This window comes from Streptomyces sp. NPDC053542, assembly GCF_044544685.1.
In the GTDB taxonomy this organism is placed as follows: domain Bacteria; phylum Actinomycetota; class Actinomycetes; order Streptomycetales; family Streptomycetaceae; genus Streptomyces.
This window is the reverse complement of the sequence record NZ_JBITXL010000003.1, coordinates 725,707-743,111: the sequence shown is the minus strand read 5'-3', so window position 1 is coordinate 743,111 and position 17,405 is coordinate 725,707. Positions and strand designations below refer to the sequence as shown.

Annotated in this window: 15 protein-coding genes and 2 pseudogenes; 8 read left to right on the top strand and 9 right to left on the bottom strand. The window is 71.4% G+C overall.

The features are described from left to right. Positions 1-3 precede the first annotated feature (3 nt). From ACIGXO_RS11185 to ACIGXO_RS11175, 3 genes are all read right to left on the bottom strand, one after another. A complete protein-coding gene (locus ACIGXO_RS11185; RefSeq protein ID WP_399783533.1) occupies positions 4-1,419 on the bottom strand; it encodes a class II fumarate hydratase in 1,416 nt (471 codons plus the stop codon). Between the two features lie 99 nt (positions 1,420-1,518). Next, positions 1,519-1,848, bottom strand: a complete 330-nt coding sequence (locus ACIGXO_RS11180; protein ID WP_399783531.1) for a DUF1876 domain-containing protein — start codon at positions 1,846-1,848, stop codon at positions 1,519-1,521. Positions 1,849-1,938: 90 nt separating this feature from the next. Then, positions 1,939-3,621, bottom strand: a complete 1,683-nt coding sequence (locus tag ACIGXO_RS11175) for a fumarate hydratase (RefSeq protein ID WP_399783528.1) — start codon at positions 3,619-3,621, stop codon at positions 1,939-1,941. 139 nt (positions 3,622-3,760) lie between these two features. Here ACIGXO_RS11175 and ACIGXO_RS11170 point away from each other — a divergent pair, with 139 nt between their 5' ends. The 3 genes from ACIGXO_RS11170 (at position 3,761) to ACIGXO_RS11160 (ending at position 7,140) form a co-directional block, all read left to right on the top strand. After that, positions 3,761-5,782 carry a glycoside hydrolase gene (locus ACIGXO_RS11170; protein ID WP_399783525.1) on the top strand — a complete coding sequence of 674 codons (2,022 nt, stop codon included), beginning with the start codon at positions 3,761-3,763 and terminating at the stop codon, positions 5,780-5,782. A gap of 70 nt (positions 5,783-5,852) precedes the next feature. After that, entirely contained in the window at positions 5,853-6,590 is a 738-nt protein-coding gene (locus tag ACIGXO_RS11165; RefSeq protein ID WP_399783522.1) for a DUF1707 domain-containing protein, read from the top strand. A gap of 190 nt (positions 6,591-6,780) precedes the next feature. Beyond that, positions 6,781-7,140, top strand: a complete 360-nt coding sequence (locus ACIGXO_RS11160; protein WP_399783519.1) for a WhiB family transcriptional regulator — start codon at positions 6,781-6,783, stop codon at positions 7,138-7,140. 83 nt (positions 7,141-7,223) lie between these two features. On the opposite strand, the gene glpX is transcribed toward ACIGXO_RS11160, so the two are convergent. Then, entirely contained in the window at positions 7,224-8,255 is a 1,032-nt protein-coding gene (gene glpX, locus ACIGXO_RS11155) for a class II fructose-bisphosphatase (RefSeq protein WP_399783516.1), read from the bottom strand. A 205-nt stretch (positions 8,256-8,460) separates the two neighbouring features. On the opposite strand from glpX, the gene ACIGXO_RS11150 reads away from it, so the two are divergent. Continuing rightward, complete coding sequence (locus tag ACIGXO_RS11150; protein ID WP_399783879.1) at positions 8,461-9,000, top strand: DUF4245 domain-containing protein; 540 nt, start codon at positions 8,461-8,463, stop codon at positions 8,998-9,000. Between the two features lie 117 nt (positions 9,001-9,117). Here the strand turns inward: ACIGXO_RS11150 and ACIGXO_RS11145 are convergent, their stop codons facing one another. From ACIGXO_RS11145 to ACIGXO_RS11130, 4 genes are all read right to left on the bottom strand, one after another. After that, positions 9,118-9,711 carry a malonic semialdehyde reductase gene (locus tag ACIGXO_RS11145; RefSeq protein ID WP_399783513.1) on the bottom strand — a complete coding sequence of 198 codons (594 nt, stop codon included), beginning with the start codon at positions 9,709-9,711 and terminating at the stop codon, positions 9,118-9,120. A 205-nt stretch (positions 9,712-9,916) separates the two neighbouring features. Beyond that, positions 9,917-10,207, bottom strand: a complete 291-nt coding sequence (locus ACIGXO_RS11140) for an exodeoxyribonuclease VII small subunit (protein WP_399783510.1) — start codon at positions 10,205-10,207, stop codon at positions 9,917-9,919. 10 nt (positions 10,208-10,217) lie between these two features. Beyond that, positions 10,218-11,447, bottom strand: a complete 1,230-nt coding sequence (gene xseA, locus ACIGXO_RS11135; RefSeq protein WP_399783507.1) for an exodeoxyribonuclease VII large subunit — start codon at positions 11,445-11,447, stop codon at positions 10,218-10,220. Between the two features lie 93 nt (positions 11,448-11,540). Continuing rightward, positions 11,541-12,986 (bottom strand): APC family permease, encoded by a 1,446-nt coding sequence (locus ACIGXO_RS11130; protein WP_399783504.1) that lies wholly within the window; start codon positions 12,984-12,986, stop codon positions 11,541-11,543. Between the two features lie 239 nt (positions 12,987-13,225). On the opposite strand from ACIGXO_RS11130, the gene ACIGXO_RS11125 reads away from it, so the two are divergent. Together ACIGXO_RS11125 and ppgK are read left to right on the top strand one after the other, a co-directional pair. Beyond that, complete coding sequence (locus tag ACIGXO_RS11125; protein ID WP_399783501.1) at positions 13,226-14,230, top strand: 4-hydroxy-3-methylbut-2-enyl diphosphate reductase; 1,005 nt, start codon at positions 13,226-13,228, stop codon at positions 14,228-14,230. A gap of 113 nt (positions 14,231-14,343) precedes the next feature. After that, complete coding sequence (gene ppgK / locus ACIGXO_RS11120; protein WP_399783499.1) at positions 14,344-15,201, top strand: polyphosphate--glucose phosphotransferase; 858 nt, start codon at positions 14,344-14,346, stop codon at positions 15,199-15,201. A gap of 19 nt (positions 15,202-15,220) precedes the next feature. Here the strand turns inward: ppgK and ACIGXO_RS11115 are convergent. Further along, positions 15,221-15,553: pseudogene (locus tag ACIGXO_RS11115) on the bottom strand (DUF6542 domain-containing protein); the annotation flags it as partial. A 567-nt stretch (positions 15,554-16,120) separates the two neighbouring features. Here ACIGXO_RS11115 and ychF point away from each other — a divergent pair. Together ychF and ACIGXO_RS11105 are read left to right on the top strand one after the other, a co-directional pair. Beyond that, positions 16,121-17,209: a redox-regulated ATPase YchF gene (gene ychF / locus ACIGXO_RS11110; RefSeq protein WP_399783496.1), complete on the top strand. Its 1,089-nt coding sequence runs from the start codon at positions 16,121-16,123 to the stop codon at positions 17,207-17,209. 57 nt (positions 17,210-17,266) lie between these two features. Continuing rightward, positions 17,267-17,386, top strand: a pseudogene (locus ACIGXO_RS11105) (NUDIX hydrolase); the annotation flags it as partial. Positions 17,387-17,405: the final 19 nt, after the last annotated feature.

The window sequence follows — 17,405 nt, the reverse complement described above, 5'->3', positions numbered from 1 at the left end:
ACGTCACGGATGCGTCATGCGCAGCACGTCCAGCGCCTCGTCCAGTTGGGCCTCGGTGAGCGCGCCGCGTTCGACGTATCCGGACTCGATCACCACCTCGCGGATGGTCTTCCGCTCGGCCAGCGACTTCTTGGCCACCTTCGCCGCTTCCTCGTAGCCGATGTACTTGTTGAGCGGCGTGACCACGGAAGGGGAGGACTCGGCGTATTCCCGGGCCCGTTCGGCGTTGGCGGTGATTCCGTCGACCGTACGGTCCGCCAGCAGCCGCGCGACATTGGCCAGAAGTCGTACCGACTCCAGGACGTTTTTGGCGATCACCGGCAGCATCACGTTCAGTTCGAAGTTGCCTGCCGCGCCCGCCGCGGCGACCGTCGCGTCGTTCCCCGTCACCTGTGCGGCCACCATCAGCACCGCCTCGGGAATGACCGGATTGACCTTCCCCGGCATGATCGACGAGCCGGGCTGGAGGTCCGGCAGCGTGATCTCCGCGAGGCCGGTACGCGGCCCGGAGGCCATCCAGCGCAGGTCGTTGGCGATCTTCGTGAGGCCGGCCGCGATGGTCCGCAGCTGGCCGCTGGTCTCCACGATGCCGTCCCGCGCGCCCTGCGCCTCGAAGTGGTTGCGGGCCTCCGTCAGCGGCAGCCCGGTGGCCCGCGCCACCTCCGCGATCACCGCGGCGGCGAAGCCGGGCGGGGTGTTGATGCCGGTCCCCACCGCCGTGCCGCCCAGCGGCAGTTCGGCGAGCCGGGGCAGCGAGGCGGTCAGCCGCTCCACGCCGTACCGGACCTGTGCCGCGTACCCGCCGAACTCCTGGCCCAGGGTCACGGGCGTGGCGTCCATCAGGTGCGTCCGCCCCGACTTCACGACCTCCTTGAACTCCTCGGCCTTGCGCTCCAGCGCGGCCGCCAGGTGTTCCAGGGCGGGCATCAGGTCGGCGGTGACGGCGGCGGTGGCCGCGATGTGGATCGAGGAGGGGAAGACGTCGTTGGAGGACTGGCTGGCGTTGACGTGGTCGTTGGGGTGCACGTCCCGGCCCAGCCGCTCGGTCGCGAGGGTGGCCAGCACCTCGTTGGTGTTCATGTTGGAGGACGTGCCGGAGCCGGTCTGGAAGACGTCGACGGGGAAGTGGTCGTCCCAGCGGCCCTCGGCGACCTCCGCCGCGGCCTCCTGGATCGCCCGCGCGACGTCCGCGTCCACCACGCCCAGCTCGGCGTTGACCTTCGCCGCCGCGGCCTTGATCCGGGCCAGCGCCTCGATGTGCGCCCGCTCCAGCCGCTGTCCGGAAATGGGGAAGTTCTCCACCGCGCGCTGGGTCTGCGCCCGCCACTTCGCGTCGGCGGGGACCCGTACCTCGCCCATGGAGTCGTGCTCGATCCGGAAGTCGCCCGACGCGCTCAAGGATGTGCCGTTGTCGCTCATGCCTATGTCAGTACCCGGGGACGGACATCTGTTCCCGGGTACTGATCCAATTCGGCGAATGCGGCGCGCTTCACCTTCCGGCGGCGCCGCTCCGGCGCCTCACCACTCGCGGCGGGCGCGGCGGGCCTCGTCGCGCGAGTCGTCCAGCGCCGCCCACCGCAGCGGGTGCGTCGGATGCCCCACGACCTCGTCGATCTCCGCGTGCGCCTTGTCCATCAGCTGACCGGCGATGTCCATGAGCGCCCGGGCGCCCGCGATCTCCTCACCGACCCGGAGCTGTTCCGGGTCGGTGGGGTGGCGGTCGGCGCGGCCGTGGCCGCGGCATTCCGTGCCGTCACTGAGGCGCAGCAGGGCGGCGGCCTTGGTGCGGTTGCCGTCCTCCGTGAATTCCATGTCGACGTGCCAGCCGACCAGCGTGTGTGTCTGCATGGTGGCTCACCTCCAGCGGTCCCTCTTCTCAGAGTGCGCCGCCGGAGCGCTGATCACCACATCTGGAACCGCGGAGAACGGACCAGGGCGTTACGCGCCCTGGCGCACCGGGATGCTCGTGAAGGTCGGCGCCGGGGCCGGGTCCTGGAAGAAGTCGTTGCCCTTGTCGTCCACCACGATGAACGCCGGGAAGTCCTCGACCTCGATCTTCCAGACCGCCTCCATGCCGAGCTCCTCGTACTCCAGGACCTCGACCTTCTTGATGCAGTCCTGCGCGAGCCGGGCCGCCGGGCCGCCGATGGAGCCCAGGTAGAAGCCGCCGTGCTTGTGGCATGCCTCGGTGACCTGCTGCGAGCGGTTGCCCTTGGCCAGCATGATCTTCGAGCCGCCGGCCGCCTGGAACTGCTCGACGTACGCGTCCATCCGGCCGGCCGTCGTCGGGCCGAACGAGCCGGAGGCGTAGCCCTCGGGCGTCTTGGCCGGGCCCGCGTAGTACACCGGGTGGTTCTTGAGGTACTCCGGCATCTCCTCGCCGGCGTCGAGGCGCTCCTTGATCTTCGCGTGCGCGATGTCACGGGCGACGACGAGGGTGCCGGTCAGCGACAGCCGGGTCTTGACCGGGTGCTTGGTCAGCTCGGCCAGCATCTCGTCCATCGGTCGGTTCAGGTCGATCTTGACCGCGTCCAGGTCCGGGCCCGCGCCCTCGGTCAGCTGCTCCTCCGTGGTCTCCGGCAGGAAGCGCGCCGGGTCGGTCTCCAGCTGCTCCAGGAAGACGCCCTCGGCGGTGATCTTCGCGACGGCCTGGCGGTCGGCGGAGCAGGACACCGCGATGGCGACCGGGCAGGACGCGCCGTGCCGGGGGAGACGCACCACGCGCACGTCGTGGCAGAAGTACTTGCCGCCGAACTGCGCGCCGATGCCGATCTTCTGCGTCAGCTCGAAGACCTTCTCCTCCAGCTCCTTGTCGCGGAAGCCGTGGCCGAGCTCGGAGCCCTCGGCGGGCAGCTCGTCGAGGTAGTGCGCGGAGGCGTACTTCGCGGTCTTCAGCGCGTACTCGGCCGACGTGCCGCCGACCACGATCGCCAGGTGGTACGGCGGGCAGGCGGCCGTGCCGAGCGAGCGGATCTTCTGCTCCAGGAACTTCATCATGGAGCCCTCGTTGAGGACCGCCTTGGTCTCCTGGAAGAGGAAGGACTTGTTGGCCGAGCCGCCGCCCTTGGCCATGAAGAGGAACTTGTACGCGTCACCGTCGTTCGCGTACAGCTCGATCTGCGCCGGCAGGTTCGAGCCGGTGTTCTTCTCGTCCCACATGGTCAGCGGGGCCATCTGCGAGTACCGCAGGTTGAGCTTGGTGTACGCGTCGTAGATGCCGCGGCTCAGGGCCTCCTCGTCGCGGCCCTGGGTGAGCACGTTCTGGCCGCGCTTGCCCATGACGATGGCGGTGCCGGTGTCCTGGCACATCGGGAGCACGCCCGCCGCCGCGATGTTGGCGTTCTTCAGCAGGTCCAGGGCGACGAACTTGTCGTTGCCGGACGCCTCGGGGTCGTCGATGATCTTGCGGAGCTGGCCGAGGTGCTCGGGCCGCAGGTAGTGCTGGATGTCGTGGATCGCCGCTTCCGCCAGCTTGCGCAGCGCCTCCGGCTCGACCTTGAGGAACGTCCGGCCGTCCGCCTCGAAGGTGCTGACACCCTCCTTGGTGATCAGGCGGTACGGGGTCTTGTCCTCGCCCGTGGGCAGAAGGTCGGTATAGGCGAATTCCGGCATTGCGGCCAATCCTCACTCGACGGTGACTTCGCTGTCATCAACGGCAGCCTCAACAGCGTAGAACGCCGCGCGCGCCCCGCCGCTGTGAGGTAAGGCTCAGTAGCCGTTCTCACAACTCGCTTAGAAATGATCTGCAGGGTGCCGTCGCATGACACGTTTCCTGAAAGCCGCGACCGCTTCCCGCAAGCGGCGGGCCGCGCTCGCCGCGCTGGCCGGGACCGCGCTGACCGCGAGCACCTTCACCGCGCTGCAGGCGTACGCGGGGCCCACGGACTCCGGTGACGGCGGGGGCACGGTCGCGCTGCGGATCAAGGGCGGCGAGGCGCACATCGACCCCCGCACGCTGCGGATCACCGCCCGTACGGCGAGCGGTACGGAGTCCGTGCTCTCCGCGGCGGCAGCGCAGTCGCTGGGTACTCCTTCGCGGGTCTCCCGGCACGGCGCCGCCTCGGCGAGCTGGTCCTACCCCGGCCGCGGGCTCACCGTCTCGGCGGCCGCCCGCGACGGGCGGCTCGTCGTCGACCTGCACGCGGCGAAGGACGGCAGCCTGGGCTGGCCGTCGGCGGGCGCGGCCGTCACCGGGGACGCGAAGGGCGCCGCGATCGAACTGCCGCGCGGCGAGGGCCTGCGCATCCCCGTCGCCGACCCGTTCTGGAACTCCGCGCAGGGCGGGCTTACGGGCGAGGAGGGCACCGACCTCAAGGACCTGACGATGCCCTTCTGGGGCACCACGGCGGGCGGCCACGGCGTGAGCACCCTGGTACCCACCGACCTCGGCACCCACCTGCGGTTCCGCTCCACGGGCGGGCGGCTGCGGACCGCCGCGAGTCACGACTTCAGCCGCGCGGACGGTACGGACGACTACACGGTCGCCTTCTCGCTGACCGACGGCTCGCCGGTCGCGGCGGCCAAGGACTACCGCCGGTACCTCGCCTCGAAGGGACAGCTCGGCAGCCTGAAGCAGAAGATCCGCGAGAACCCCGAGGTCGCCAAGTTGACCGGCGCCCCGCACGCGTACGTGTGGGGCGACGGCCGCAGCGCGAAGACCGTCGAGCGCCTGAAGAAGCTCGGCATCTCCCGCATGTGGCTCGGTTACGACGCCGACGGCGACCCCATGCCGAAGGAGGCCGTCGCCGCCGCGAAGAAGGCGGGCTACCTGGTCGGCCCGTACGACAGCTGGGACAACGCGCAGGACCCGAAGAGCGCCGACACCAGCGTGGCGAAGTGGCCGGACCGGCTGTGGCCCGACGGCTGCGTGCACGACGCGGACGGCAAGCCGGCGGGCGGCTTCGGCGGCCGCGGCTGTTACCTCAGCTCGCAGGCGCTCGCGGACGCCGAGCCGCGCCACCACTACCTCGCCGACCGCGCCAAGGCCATGACCGCGGGCGGCGTGAACAGCTACTTCCTCGACGTCGACGCCACCGGCGAGCTCTTCCGGGACCACACGCCGGGCCACCCGATGACGCAGGGGCAGGACCGCAAGAACCGCCTGGAGCGGATGCGCGGGGTGTCCGGGGGCGCCCTCACCCGCGGCCGCCCGTACGTCCTCGGCTCGGAGTCGGCCGGCTCCTGGGCGAACCAGGTGATCGACTTCAGCCACGGCTCCAGCACGCCGGTCCACGACGGCCTGTGGAAGGCCGAGCGCGACAAGAAGACCTGGGGCGGCTACTGGCCCAAGGGGCGGCCCGGCATGTTCTTCAAGCCGGCGACGCTCGACAAGCCCGTCGCGAAGGCCATGTTCGACCCCGCGTACCGGGTGCCGCTGTACGAGACGGTGCTGCACGACTCGGTGGTCAGCACCGACCGCTGGGAGCTCCCCCTCTACAAGCTGCCGGCGCAGAAGAAGGACCGCGCGCTGCTCGCCATGCTCTACAACACCCCGGTCAACCTCGCGCTCGACGGCAAGGCGCTGGACGAGCACGGCAAGGAGATCGCCGCCATGCAGCGCTTCTTCGCCGGGATCCAGCAGGCCGCGGGGACGGAGGCCATGACGGACTTCCGTACGCTCACCGCCGATCACCGGGTCCAGCGGACCACGTTCGGTGGCCGCGGTGGCCTGCAGATCACCGCCAACTTCGGCAGCCGGGCGTACCACGGTCTGCCGGGCGGCTGCGTCCGGGCGACCGGCCGCGGATTGGACGGACCCCAGCGGTTCTGCCCGGCGGGCTGAGGTCCGTGGCGCTGAGGTCCGTGGCGCCGTCCTCTGGTCGCGATCTATCGCGTTTCGCTACGCTGCGGGTGTGGACGCATCTGACAACGGGGGACAGCGCCCCGCACCCGTGGACCTCACCAAGCCCGCGCAGGCCCCGCCCGCCGAGGCCGCGATCCGGGCGTCCGACGCCGACCGGGACCGGATCGCGGCGATCCTGCGCGAGGCGCTGGCCGAGGGCCGGCTGGACGCCGAGGAGCACGCCGAGCGCATCGACGGCGTCTACCGCGCCAAGACCATGGGCGAGCTGGAGCCGCTGATCGGCGACCTGCCCGCCGGCCGGGAGGGGGCGGGCACGGACCGGGCGGCGGCCGCGTACGCCCCGGAGCCGTCCGGCGGCGCCGTGGCCGCCACCCTCGTCGGCATCTTCAGTTCGGCGGTCCGCAAGGGCCGCTGGCGGGCGCCGGACCGGATCTCCGCGGTGGCCGTCCTCGGCTCCGTGGAGATCGATCTGACCGAGGCGCTCTTCACGCGGCAGCACCTCCACATCAACGCCACGTCGGTCCTCGGCAGCGTCGAGATCCGGGTCCCGGAGAACGTGACGCTGCGCGGCGGCGGCGCGGGCGTGCTCGGCGCCTTCGAGGCCGAGACGTACGAGTCGGACGACCCGGCCGCTCCCGTGATCACGGTGCACGGTTTCGCCGTGCTCGGCAGCGTCGAGGCCAAGCCGAAGCGCGGGAAGTGGGTGCGCGATCTGCACGGCCGGATGCAGGACCGGATGCACGGCCGGAGGCGGGACCGCGGCGAACGCCGGCGCGGGCACATGTAATGCACACCTGTAAGGGGCGCCGCATCCGACGCTGCTTTCAACGTATACGCACACGGTGTGCATAGAGCCGCGTACAGCGGGTAGGGCTGGTGCATCGTCTCTCGTACGGCTGCGGGGTGTGCGAAACGTCGTGCGCAGCGAGACGGGCAAGTGGTGACTGAAATCGCCGAGCCGTCGTCAGGAGTAGACCGTGCTGCTACCGCATCAGTCCCTGCAGGACGCCGCCGTCGTGCCCGCCCAGCGAGTGCCCGCCAGGGACGAGGCGGGACCCTGGCACTCCGAGGCGGTGTGCCGACGGGACGAGGCGGGACTCTTCTTCGCGCCGTCGAAGGAACCGACGGCCGCCAGGCTGGCCAGGGAGGAAGCCGCGAAGCGGGTCTGCGCCCGCTGCCCAGTGATGATCGAGTGCCGCGAGCACGCCCTGCTCCAGCCCGAGCCGTACGGCGTCTGGGGCGGCCTGACCGCCGCCGAGCGCCGCGTCGTCCTGGCCCGCCGCCGGCGCCGGGATGCCGAGCTGCAGCGTCCGGCCCGGATGCCGGCCGCGGGCTGACGTCCGTACGACGCATAGCAACGGCCCGGTGCCCCACCGCGAGAGCGGCGGGGCACCGGGCCGTCGGGCGTCCGGAGCGTGCCTCAGCTGGGCCGCTCGAAGTCGATCGAACTGTAGGCGCGCAGCTTGGAGAGCCGGTGCTCGGAGTCGATCTGCCGGATCGTGCCGGACTTGGAGCGCATCACCAGCGACTGGGTGGTGGCGGTCTCCGCGCGGTAGCGGACGCCGCGCAGCAGCTCGCCGTCGGTGATGCCGGTCGCGACGAAGAACACGTTCTCGCCGCTGACCAGGTCGTCGGTGTGCAGCACGCGGTCCAGGTCGTGGCCGGCGTCGATCGCGCGCTGCCGCTCTTCGTCGTCCTTGGGCCACAGCTTGGCCTGAATCGTGCCGCCCAGGCACTTGATCGCGCAGGCCGTGATGATGCCCTCGGGCGTACCGCCGATGCCCAGCAGCAGGTCCACGCCGGTGCCTTCGCGTACGGCCATGATCGCGCCGGCCACGTCGCCGTCGGCGATGAACCGGATACGGGCGCCCGCCTCGCGGATCTCCTTGACGATGCCCTCGTGCCGGGGGCGGTCCAGGACGACGACGGTGACGTCCTCGGGGCTGGACTTCTTCGCCTTGGCGATGCGGCGGATGTTCACGCCGACCGGGGCGTTGATGTCGACGTAGTCCGCCGCCTCCGGCCCGGTGACCAGCTTGTCCATGTAGAACACCGCGGACGGGTCGAACATGGAGCCGCGGTCGGCGACGGCCATGACGGAGACGGCGTTGGCCATGCCCTTGGCCGTCAGCGTCGTACCGTCCACGGGGTCCACGGCCACGTCGCACTCGGGGCCGGTCCCGTCGCCCACGCGCTCGCCGTTGTACAGCATCGGCGCCTGGTCCTTCTCGCCTTCGCCGATGACGACCACGCCGTTCATGGAGACGGTGTGAATCAGGGCACGCATGGCCTTGACCGCGGCGCCGTCCGCGCCGTTCTTGTCGCCACGGCCGACCCAGCGGCCCGAGGCCATGGCACCGGCCTCGGTGACCCGGACCAGTTCGAGTGCGAGGTTGCGATCGGGGGCCTCTGGGCTGACCTCGAGCTGGGACGGCAGATGATGCTCGGTCATCGGAGCGCACCTTTCTGTACGGCGACGGCCGGGTAGGTGAGGGTTCGCTCGACCTTATCGCTATGTCGAGAAAATGAGCAGAGGGGTCCACGGATGAGCACCGGAACCCGGCCGCGGCGTGGTGGCGGTGGTGGCCGAGGTGCGCTGGGTGGGGGCCTTGTCCGGCTCGTCCCCGGCATGGGGGACCATAGAGGGCGTGGCTGGTATGCGAGGCAAGCAGACGGTGCGGGACATGGTCCTGTCGATGGCGGTGATCGGCGTGGTCGTCGCGGCGATTTACTTCTTCATCCCGCACGACGACAGCAAGGGCGCCGAGAACAGCGCGGTGAAGACGGTCGGCTACCGCGTCGAGCTCTCGACCGCCCGGCGCGCGGCGCCGTATCCGGTCGCCGCGCCCGAGGGGCTGTCCAAGGGCTGGCGCGCCACCTCCGTCTCGTACGAGGCGAGCGACGACGGCAGGGGCGGCGCCTGGCACCTGGGCTTCCTCAACCCGAAGGACCAGTACGCGGCGGTCGAGCAGAGCGACGCGCCGGCCCGTGAGTTCATCAAGAAGGTCACGCTGAACGCCACCCCGGCCGGCGGCCACCAGCAGGTCGGCGGCGTCCGCTGGGACGAGTACAAGGGCGACACGTACAAGGCCCTCGTGCGCAAGGAGTCCGGCCACACCACGGTCGTCACCGGCACCGCCTCCTACGACGGGCTCGCGGAGCTGGCGGGCGCGCTGAAGGCGAAGAACGAGAAGTAACGGCAGCACCGCACAGGGCGGCCGTACGGCATACGGCAGAGGCCCCCGCACCCGGAGCGGGTGCGGGGGCCTCTTGTCGTACGCGATGCCGTACGCGGTGAGCCGTGCGGCCGTGGCTCAGACCGTGGTGGCGGCGTCCTCGAAGGACAGGCGCGGGGAGCGCGGGAAGAAGGCGTCCTCGCCCGGCTTGCCGATGTTGATCACCATGAAGGACTTCTGCTTGCCGTCGCCGAAGAACTCCTTGTCGATGGCGGTGAAGTCGAAGCCGGTCATCGGGCCGGCGGCCAGGCCCGCGGCGCGGACGCCGAGGATGAAGTAACCGGCCTGCAGGGTGGCGTTCTGGGTGCCGGCGACCTCGCGCGCCTCGGCCTCGGCGAAGAAGGTGTCCTTGATGCCGGGGGCGTGCGGGAACAGGGTCGGCAGCTTCTCGTGGAAGTCCAGGTCCACGGAGAGGATCACGGTCAGCGGGGCCGACAGCGTCTTCGGGCCGTTGGCGCCCATGGCGTGCTCGACGAGGCGCTTGCGGGCGTCCTCGGAGCGGACCAGCGTCAGGCGCAGCGGCGACTGGTTGAAGGCGGTCGGGGCGAACTTCACCAGGTCGTAGATGGCCTGAACCTGCTCGTCGGTGACCGGCTCGTCCGTGAACGTGTTGGCGGTCTGGGCCTCGCGGAAGAGGAGGTCAGCAGCGGCGGCGTCAAGGGCGAGAGTCATGGAGGGCACCTCGGTGATTCGTGGTGGTTCCGGGCCGGGCCGGTCCGGTCGTACACCCTCTACTTTAACGAAGATAGATTAAGTTTCAACTAAAACTCGGGCGTTGTGAGCCGTTTCACATGGGTCGCGTGGATCGCGTGGGTCGCCCTGAGGGCGCGCGCCGCGCTTTGGCGCCGCCCGCTCCCTGGGCGGGCCCGGCGGGGAGTCAGTCCTCCGCCGGCTCCTCGGCCTCTTCCTCCGCCAGGGCCGCGTCCAGCCGGGCCCGGGCACCGTCCAGCCAGCGCCGGCACACCTTCGCCAGCTCCTCGCCGCGCTCCCACAGCGCGAGCGACTCCTCCAGCGTCGTGCCGCCCGCCTCCAGGCTGCGGACCACCTCGATCAGCTCGTCCCGCGCCTGCTCGTACCCGAGCGTGGACGTCACGTCCGGCGCGCCCGCCGCCTCGCTGCCGGCTTCGCCGTCCGTGTCCATGCCCGTGTCCGTCTTCGCCTTGGCCATGCGCCCCAGCCTAAGCGGGGGGTGTGACAGCGCCGTCCACCCGGCGGACCGTGAAATCGCCCTCGGCCACCCGGGCGCGCAGCTCCTCCTCCGCGCCGACCTCCTCCGGCGAGCGGACCGCGCTGCCGTCGGAGCGCTGCAGCACCGCGTAGCCGCGCTCCAGCGTCGCCTTGGGGGAGAGCGCCACCACCCGCGCGAGGGTGTGCGACAGCTCGGAGTCGGCCCGGTCCAGCAGATGGCCCAGCGTGCGCCGGCCGCGCTCCAGCAGGGCGGTGACCTGCTCCTCGCGGGCCTCCACCATGCGGTGCGGCTCCCGTATGCACGGGCGGTTCAGCGCGCCCGCGAGGCCGCGCTCCTCGCGGTCCAGGAAGCCGGTGACCGAGCGCAGCGCGCGCTCCCGCAGGTGCTGGATGCGGACCAGCTCCTCGCCCACGTCCGGTACGACCTTCTTCGCCGCGTCCGTCGGCGTCGAGGCGCGCAGGTCGGCGACCAGATCCAGCAGCGGGCTGTCCGGCTCGTGCCCGATCGCCGACACGACGGGCGTACGCGCCTGGCCCACGGTCCGTACGAGCTGCTCGTCGGAGAACGGCAGCAGGTCCTCCACGCTGCCGCCGCCCCGCGCCACGATGATCACGTCCACGTCCGGCCGGGCGTCCAGCTCCCGCACCGCCTCGATCACCTGCGGTACGGCATGCACCCCCTGCACCGCGACGTTCCGCACCTCGAAGCGGACGGCCGGCCAGCGGTGCCGGGCGTTCTCCAGCACGTCCCGCTCGGCCGCGCTGGCCCGGCCGCAGACCAGCCCGATGAGCTGCGGCAGGAACGGCAGCGGGCGCTTGCGCTCCGCCGCGAACAGCCCCTCGGCGGCCAGCGCCTTCTTCAGCATCTCCAGCCGCGCCAGCAGCTCGCCGACGCCCACCGGCTTGATCTCGGCGGCCCGCAGCGAGAGCTGGCCGCGCGGCGCGTACCACTCCGGTTTCGCGTGCACCACGACCCGGGCGCCCTCGCTGACGATGTCCGCGACCTTGTCGAAGACCTGGCGGTAGCACGTCACGCTCACCGAGATGTCGTGCGACGGGTCGCGCAGCGTCATGAAGACGACGCCCGCGCCGGGCCGCCGGGAGAGCTGGGTGATCTGCCCCTCGACCCACACCGCGCCGAGCCGGTCGATCCACCCGCCGATGAGGCGGGATACCTCGCCCACCGGGATGGGGGTCTCTGCGGACGTCTGTAGAGCCATTCCCCGAGGGTATCGGCGGCCACTGACAGCGGGGGCGTGTGCCGGGTGCGGCGCCGTCGCACGGGGGCGCTGCCCCCCCCGGACCCCCGGTCCTCAAGCGCCGGACGGGCTCGATTTCCCGGACGGGTCGGCTTTCCGGCCCCGCCCGTACTGCGCAGCCAGCACCACCAGCCCCACCACCAGCCACGCCCCGCCGACCACCTGGGCCGTCGGGGACGCCTCGACGATCACCGCGACCACCACCGCCAGGCCCAGCAGCGGGACGATCACATGGGCCAGTACGCCCCGTGCGGCGCCCCGCTTGCGCAGCCAGAAGTAGCCGATCACCGAGGCGTGCAGCAGCCCGAAGGCGGTCAGCGCGCCGACGTTCACGATCGAGGACAGGTGGTCCAGGCCGTCGTCCCGGCGGGCCGCCCACACGGCCGCGACCAGCGTGACCACCGCCGCGCCCAGCAGCGCCCGGCGCGGTACCCCGCTCCCCGCGTCCACCTTCGCCATCGCCCCCGGCAGCCGCCGGTCCCGGGCCATCGCGAAGAGCAGCCGCCCGGCCGCCGCCTGCCCGGCCAGCGCCGCGAACGCCGCGCCGATCGCCTTGCTCGCCGCGACCAGCTTCTGCAGCCACTCGCCGGCCGCCGCGTTCGCCGTCGCGTAGAAGGCGTCGCCCTGCTCGGCCGGCTTCGCCGCCAGCTCGGCCGCGGACATCGGCGCGAGCAGCGCGGCCAGGTACGTCTGCACGGCGAACAGCACGCCCGCCACCACCAGGCAGGTCAGCACCGCCCGCGCCACCCGGTGCCCGCCCCCGGACGCCTCCTCGGCGAACGCGGCGATCGCGTCGAAGCCCAGGTACGAGAGCACCGCCACCGACACCGCCGACAGCACCGCGCTCGCCGAGAACGCGCCCTCGCCCGTGAGCGGCGCCGTCCAGCCGCGCTGCGCGCCGTCCGTCGCCAGCACCCACACCGCCGCCACGACGAAGACCACCAGCACCGCGATCTCCATCGCCAGCACCAGGAAGCCCACCACGGCCGCGGTCCGTACGCCCCACAGGTTCAGCAGCGTGGTGACGACGACCGCGACCGCCGTCCAGATCCACTGGTGCACCGACGGCACCAGGGAGTGCAGCGCGATCCCGGAGAAGAGGTACGCCACCGCCGGGATCAGCAGGTAGTCCAGCATCGCCATCCAGCCCGCGACGAAGCCCGCGCCCTCGCCCAGGCCGACGCGGGCGTAGGTGAAGACCGAGCCGGCCTGCGGCGCGACCCGCACCATCTGCGCGTACGAGTACGCCGTGAAGGCCATCGCGATCGTGGCGACGACGTACACGATGGTGATCGCGCCGTGCGACTTGGCCTGCAGCGTCCCGAAGATGCCGACCGGCGCCATCGGGGCGATGAAGAGCAGGCCGTAGACGATCAGGTCCCGGAAGGACAGGGACCGCTTCAGCCGGGCCCCGGCGGCCAGGGTGGCGCCGGAGCCCGTGGCGCCGCCGGCGTCGGGGGTGCCGCCGGACGGGGGCTGCGGCTCGGCCGTTGGGGACATGGCGGACACCTCTGCAGTACGAACGGGCCGCCGGCGATCGACGGCCTCACATGATCGTCGGCCGTCCCGCCCTTTCGGGCAAGCCGCCCTGCCGTACGGGCATCCGCCCTGCAGCCGTACCGGCGTCCGCCCAGCCGCCGTACCGGCATCCGCCCTGACAGCACTGCGTTCCGCCCCATGGCCACGCGTCGGCCATGCCTTGGCCATGCCTTCCGTTCGGCGCCACCACGACCCGTACGATGGGGACCATGACCACCCCGACTTCCCGCCGCGTCCTCCTCGCAGCCCCCCGCGGATACTGCGCCGGCGTGGACCGAGCCGTCATCGCCGTCGAGCAGGCCCTGCAGCAGTACGGCGCGCCCGTTTACGTACGTCACGAGATCGTCCACAACAAATACGTGGTCAAGACGCTGGAGAAGAAGGGTGCGATCTTCGTCGACGAGACGGAGGAAGTGCCTCCGGGCAACATCGTCATCTTCTCCGCGCACGGCGTCGCGCCGGTCGTCCACGACGAGGCCAAGCGCGGCAAGCTCGCCACCATCGACGCCACCTGCCCGCTGGTCACCAAGGTCCACAAGGAAGCCGTCCGCTACGCCAAGGAGGACTACGACATCCTCCTGATCGGCCACGAGGGCCACGAAGAGGTCATCGGCACGAGCGGCGAGGCCCCCGACCACATCACCCTGGTCGACGGCCCCGACGACGTGCAGAACGTCGAGGTCCGCGACCCGGACAAGGTCGTCTGGCTCTCCCAGACCACCCTGTCGGTCGACGAGACCATGGAGACGGTCGACGCCCTGAAGGGCCGCTACCCGAACCTCCTCTCCCCGCCCAGCGACGACATCTGCTACGCCACGCAGAACCGCCAGACGGCCGTGAAGCAGATGGGCGCCGACTCCGACCTGGTGATCGTCGTCGGCTCCAAGAACTCCTCCAACTCGGTCCGCCTGGTCGAGGTCGCGCTGGGCGCCGGCGCCAAGGACGCGCACCTGGTCGACAGCGCCGACGAGATCGACGAGGCGTGGCTGGAAGGCGTCGGCACGGTCGGCGTCACCTCCGGCGCCTCCGTCCCCGAGGTCCTCGTCGAGGGCGTACTGGAGTGGCTGGCGCAGCGCGGCTACGAAGACGTGGAGACGGTCACCTCCGCCACCGAGTCCATCCACTTCTCGCTGCCCAAGGAGCTCCGCCGCGACCTGCGCGCGGAGGCGAAGGCGGCCACGGGCGGCGAGTCGGCCGCGGAGTGACCCGACGGCACACCGGCCGGTTCGCCCAGCGACCGGCCGGTTCGCCTTGTGCGGGTGAATTCGACGGGCGGATTTGCGGGGTGAAGCGGCCCCTTCCCGCCTAGCCTTTCCCCATGAACGTATTCGGCGTGGACATCGGCGGTTCGGGCATCAAGGGCGCCCCCGTGGACCTGGAACGCGGCGAGCTCGCGGAGGAGCGCTTCAAGGTGCTCACCCCGCACCCGGCCACCCCGGAAGCGGTCGCCGACGGCGTCCAGCAGGTCGTCGAGCACTTCGGCTGGTCGGGACCGGTGGGGGCGACGTTCCCGGGGGTGGTCACGGGCGGGGTGACCCGTACGGCCGCCAATGTCCACAAGTCCTGGATCGGCACCGACGCCGTCGCCCTGCTGACCTCCCGGCTCGGCGGCGAGGCCGGCGGCTGCGAGGTGACGGTACTGAACGACGCGGACGCTGCCGGGCTCGCCGAGATGCACTTCGGGGCGGCCCGCGGCCGGATGGGCACGGTCATCATGCTGACCCTGGGCACCGGCATCGGCAGCGCCGTCTTCACCGACGGGCAGCTGGTCGCCAACACCGAGCTCGGCCACCTCGAACTGGACGGTCACGACGCCGAGACCCGCGCCTCGACCCGGGTCAAGGACGAGGAGGACCTGAGCTGGCACGAGTGGGCGCCCCGGCTGCAGAAGTACCTCCGGCACGTCGAGATGCTCTTCACGCCCCAGCTGTTCGTGATCGGCGGTGGGGTGAGCCGCAAGGCCCACAAGTTCCTGCCGCTGATCGAGGGCGTCAGGGCCGAGATCGTGCCTGCGCAGCTTCAGAACAACGCGGGGATCGTGGGGGCCGCAATGGCCGCCCGGCGGGCTTCCCACCCGGCTGCTGCCGCTCCCGCGCCCGGTCAGGACGCCGGTCTCGGGGGCGCCGCCCCCCGCCCCGGTGGACCTCGTGACGCTGCGCCCGCCGCCGGAGGATGAGCAGGCCCTTCCGTACGCCGACGATCAGCACGCTGAGCGCCGTTCCGAGGTAGAGCCAGCCCGCGTTGACCGCGAGCAGGGTGAAGACGCCCATCAGCAGGCTGCCCGCGCCGTCCCCGCCGCGCGCGACGGGCAGGCTGCCGACGGTGTACGCGATCGGCAGCGTCACGGGCGCGACGACCAGGTCGTACGGGCGTACCCACAGCGCTCCGGCGGCCCCCGCCAGCACGAAGCCGACGCCGTACACGGCCGGTGAGCCGCCCGCCAGCAGCCGGTCCAGGCAGGCCAGGACCAGCAGCGCGAGCGTGGTCAGCAGCGCGCAGCCCAGCCCCGTCAGCTTCGGTGCCGGCACCCTGCGGGCCAGCGCGGCGACCGGACCCGGCAGCACGCGGCGGGCGCCCGCCCGGTAGACGGTCGAGGTCTCGGCGATGGCGGGACCGGCGGCCTGCGCCGCGGGCTGCGCTCCGGCCGGCGCGGAGCCGCGCGCGGCGGGCCTGCCGCCGCGGTCCGTGGGCGGCGCCGCGTCGGGGCGGAACCCGGCGGCCCGCCCGGCGGGCGGCCGCCCGGTCCGGGACGGGGTGTGCTGAGATGCGCGCGCTTCGTGTTGCTCCACTCGCCAACGGTAGGCCGCTAAGTGGGATTAATAGCCCGTAGGACACGCGCTTTCCCCGACGATGACCTCGGATTCCACGACGATGGCGTCGCGTGGCGGTACGGAAGCGGTACGGACACGGGTACGTACGGGGCCGCCGGTACGGCGCACGGCCCGCTCGTCCCTCCCCGTAGACTGGTGGATCGGCCCACCCGGGCCACCGCCCGTCCGGGCCCGTGCCCACCGAGGCCACTGGCCGTCCGGGCGCTGGCCTCCCCGGGCCGATGCCCGCCCACCCCACCTCCCGTCGGAAGTCGAGTCGCCAACGTGTCGCTCACGATCGGAATCGTCGGTCTGCCGAATGTCGGCAAGTCGACCATGTTCAACGCCCTGACCAAGAACGACGTACTGGCGGCCAACTACCCGTTCGCCACCATCGAGCCGAACGTCGGCGTCGTGGGCGTCCCCGACCCCCGCCTGGCCAAGCTCGCCGAGATCTTCTCGTCCGAGAAGATCCTCCCGGCCACCGTCGACTTCGTCGACATCGCCGGCATCGTGCGCGGCGCCTCCGAGGGCGAGGGCCTGGGCAACAAGTTCCTCGCGAACATCCGTGAGTCCGACGCGATCTGCCAGGTCATCCGCGCCTTCAAGGACGAGAACGTCGTCCACGTCGACGGCAAGGTCTCGCCCAAGGACGACATCGAGACGATCAACACCGAGCTGATCCTCGCCGACCTCCAGACCATCGAGAAGGTCCTCCCGCGCCTCCAGAAGGAATCGCGCATCAAGAAGGACATCGCTCCCAAGGTCAAGGCCGTCGAGGAGGCCAAGGCCATCCTGGAGAAGGGCGACACGCTCTTCTCCGCCGGCATCGTCCAGGGCTCCGGCAACGAGGAGCTCCTCCACGACCTGCACCTCCTCACGACCAAGCCCTTCCTCTACGTCTTCAACGTCGACGAGGACGAGCTGACCGACGAGGACTTCAAGAACGAGCAGCGCGCGCTCGTCGCCCCCGCCGAGGCGATCTTCCTCAACGCCAAGCTGGAGGCGGACCTCGCCGAGCTCGACGAGGACGAGGCCCTGGAGCTCCTCCAGTCCGTAGGCCAGGAGGAGCCCGGCCTCGCGACCCTCGCCCACGTCGGCTTCCGCACCCTCGGCCTGCAGACCTACCTCACGGCCGGCCCCAAGGAATCCCGCGCCTGGACGATCAAGAAGGGCGCCACCGCCCCCGAGGCCGCCGGCGTCATCCACACCGACTTCCAGAAGGGCTTCATCAAGGCCGAGGTCATCTCCTTCGACGACCTGGTCGAGTGCGGCTCGGTAGCCGACGCCCGCTCGGCCGGCAAGGCCCGCATGGAAGGCAAGGACTACGTCATGCAGGACGGCGACGTGGTGGAGTTCCGCTTCAACGTCTGATCCGCTTGCTGAAAGGCCGTCCGACCCGCGGTGGAGCGGGTTGGGCGGCCTTGGGGCGAGGAGGAGACCGGCTGGCGGGTCGACTCGGTGAAGCCCCTCGTGTACGCCCAGCCCGCCAACGGCATCACCGACTCCGAGCACCACGTCTTCCGCGCCGATGGCGCGACGTACATAGGGCGTGTCTGATCATGGGCCG

Excerpts from the sequence above, each read along its gene's own strand:
- ACIGXO_RS11140 (WP_399783510.1), bottom strand. The coding sequence starts at position 10,207 with ATGGCCAAGGCGAAGACGGACACGGGCATGGACACGGACGGCGAAGCC.
- ppgK (WP_399783499.1), top strand. The coding sequence starts at position 14,344 with ATGAACGTATTCGGCGTGGACATCGGCGGTTCGGGCATCAAGGGCGCC.
- ACIGXO_RS11130 (WP_399783504.1), bottom strand. The coding sequence starts at position 12,986 with ATGTCCCCAACGGCCGAGCCGCAGCCCCCGTCCGGCGGCACCCCCGAC.
- ACIGXO_RS11185 (WP_399783533.1), bottom strand. The coding sequence starts at position 1,419 with ATGAGCGACAACGGCACATCCTTGAGCGCGTCGGGCGACTTCCGGATC.
- ACIGXO_RS11145 (WP_399783513.1), bottom strand. The coding sequence starts at position 9,711 with ATGACTCTCGCCCTTGACGCCGCCGCTGCTGACCTCCTCTTCCGCGAG.
- glpX (WP_399783516.1), bottom strand. The coding sequence starts at position 8,255 with ATGACCGAGCATCATCTGCCGTCCCAGCTCGAGGTCAGCCCAGAGGCC.
- ACIGXO_RS11150 (WP_399783879.1), top strand. The coding sequence starts at position 8,461 with ATGCGAGGCAAGCAGACGGTGCGGGACATGGTCCTGTCGATGGCGGTG.
- ACIGXO_RS11125 (WP_399783501.1), top strand. The coding sequence starts at position 13,226 with ATGGGGACCATGACCACCCCGACTTCCCGCCGCGTCCTCCTCGCAGCC.
- ACIGXO_RS11180 (WP_399783531.1), bottom strand. The coding sequence starts at position 1,848 with ATGCAGACACACACGCTGGTCGGCTGGCACGTCGACATGGAATTCACG.
- xseA (WP_399783507.1), bottom strand. The coding sequence starts at position 11,447 with ATGGCTCTACAGACGTCCGCAGAGACCCCCATCCCGGTGGGCGAGGTA.
- ACIGXO_RS11170 (WP_399783525.1), top strand. The coding sequence starts at position 3,761 with ATGACACGTTTCCTGAAAGCCGCGACCGCTTCCCGCAAGCGGCGGGCC.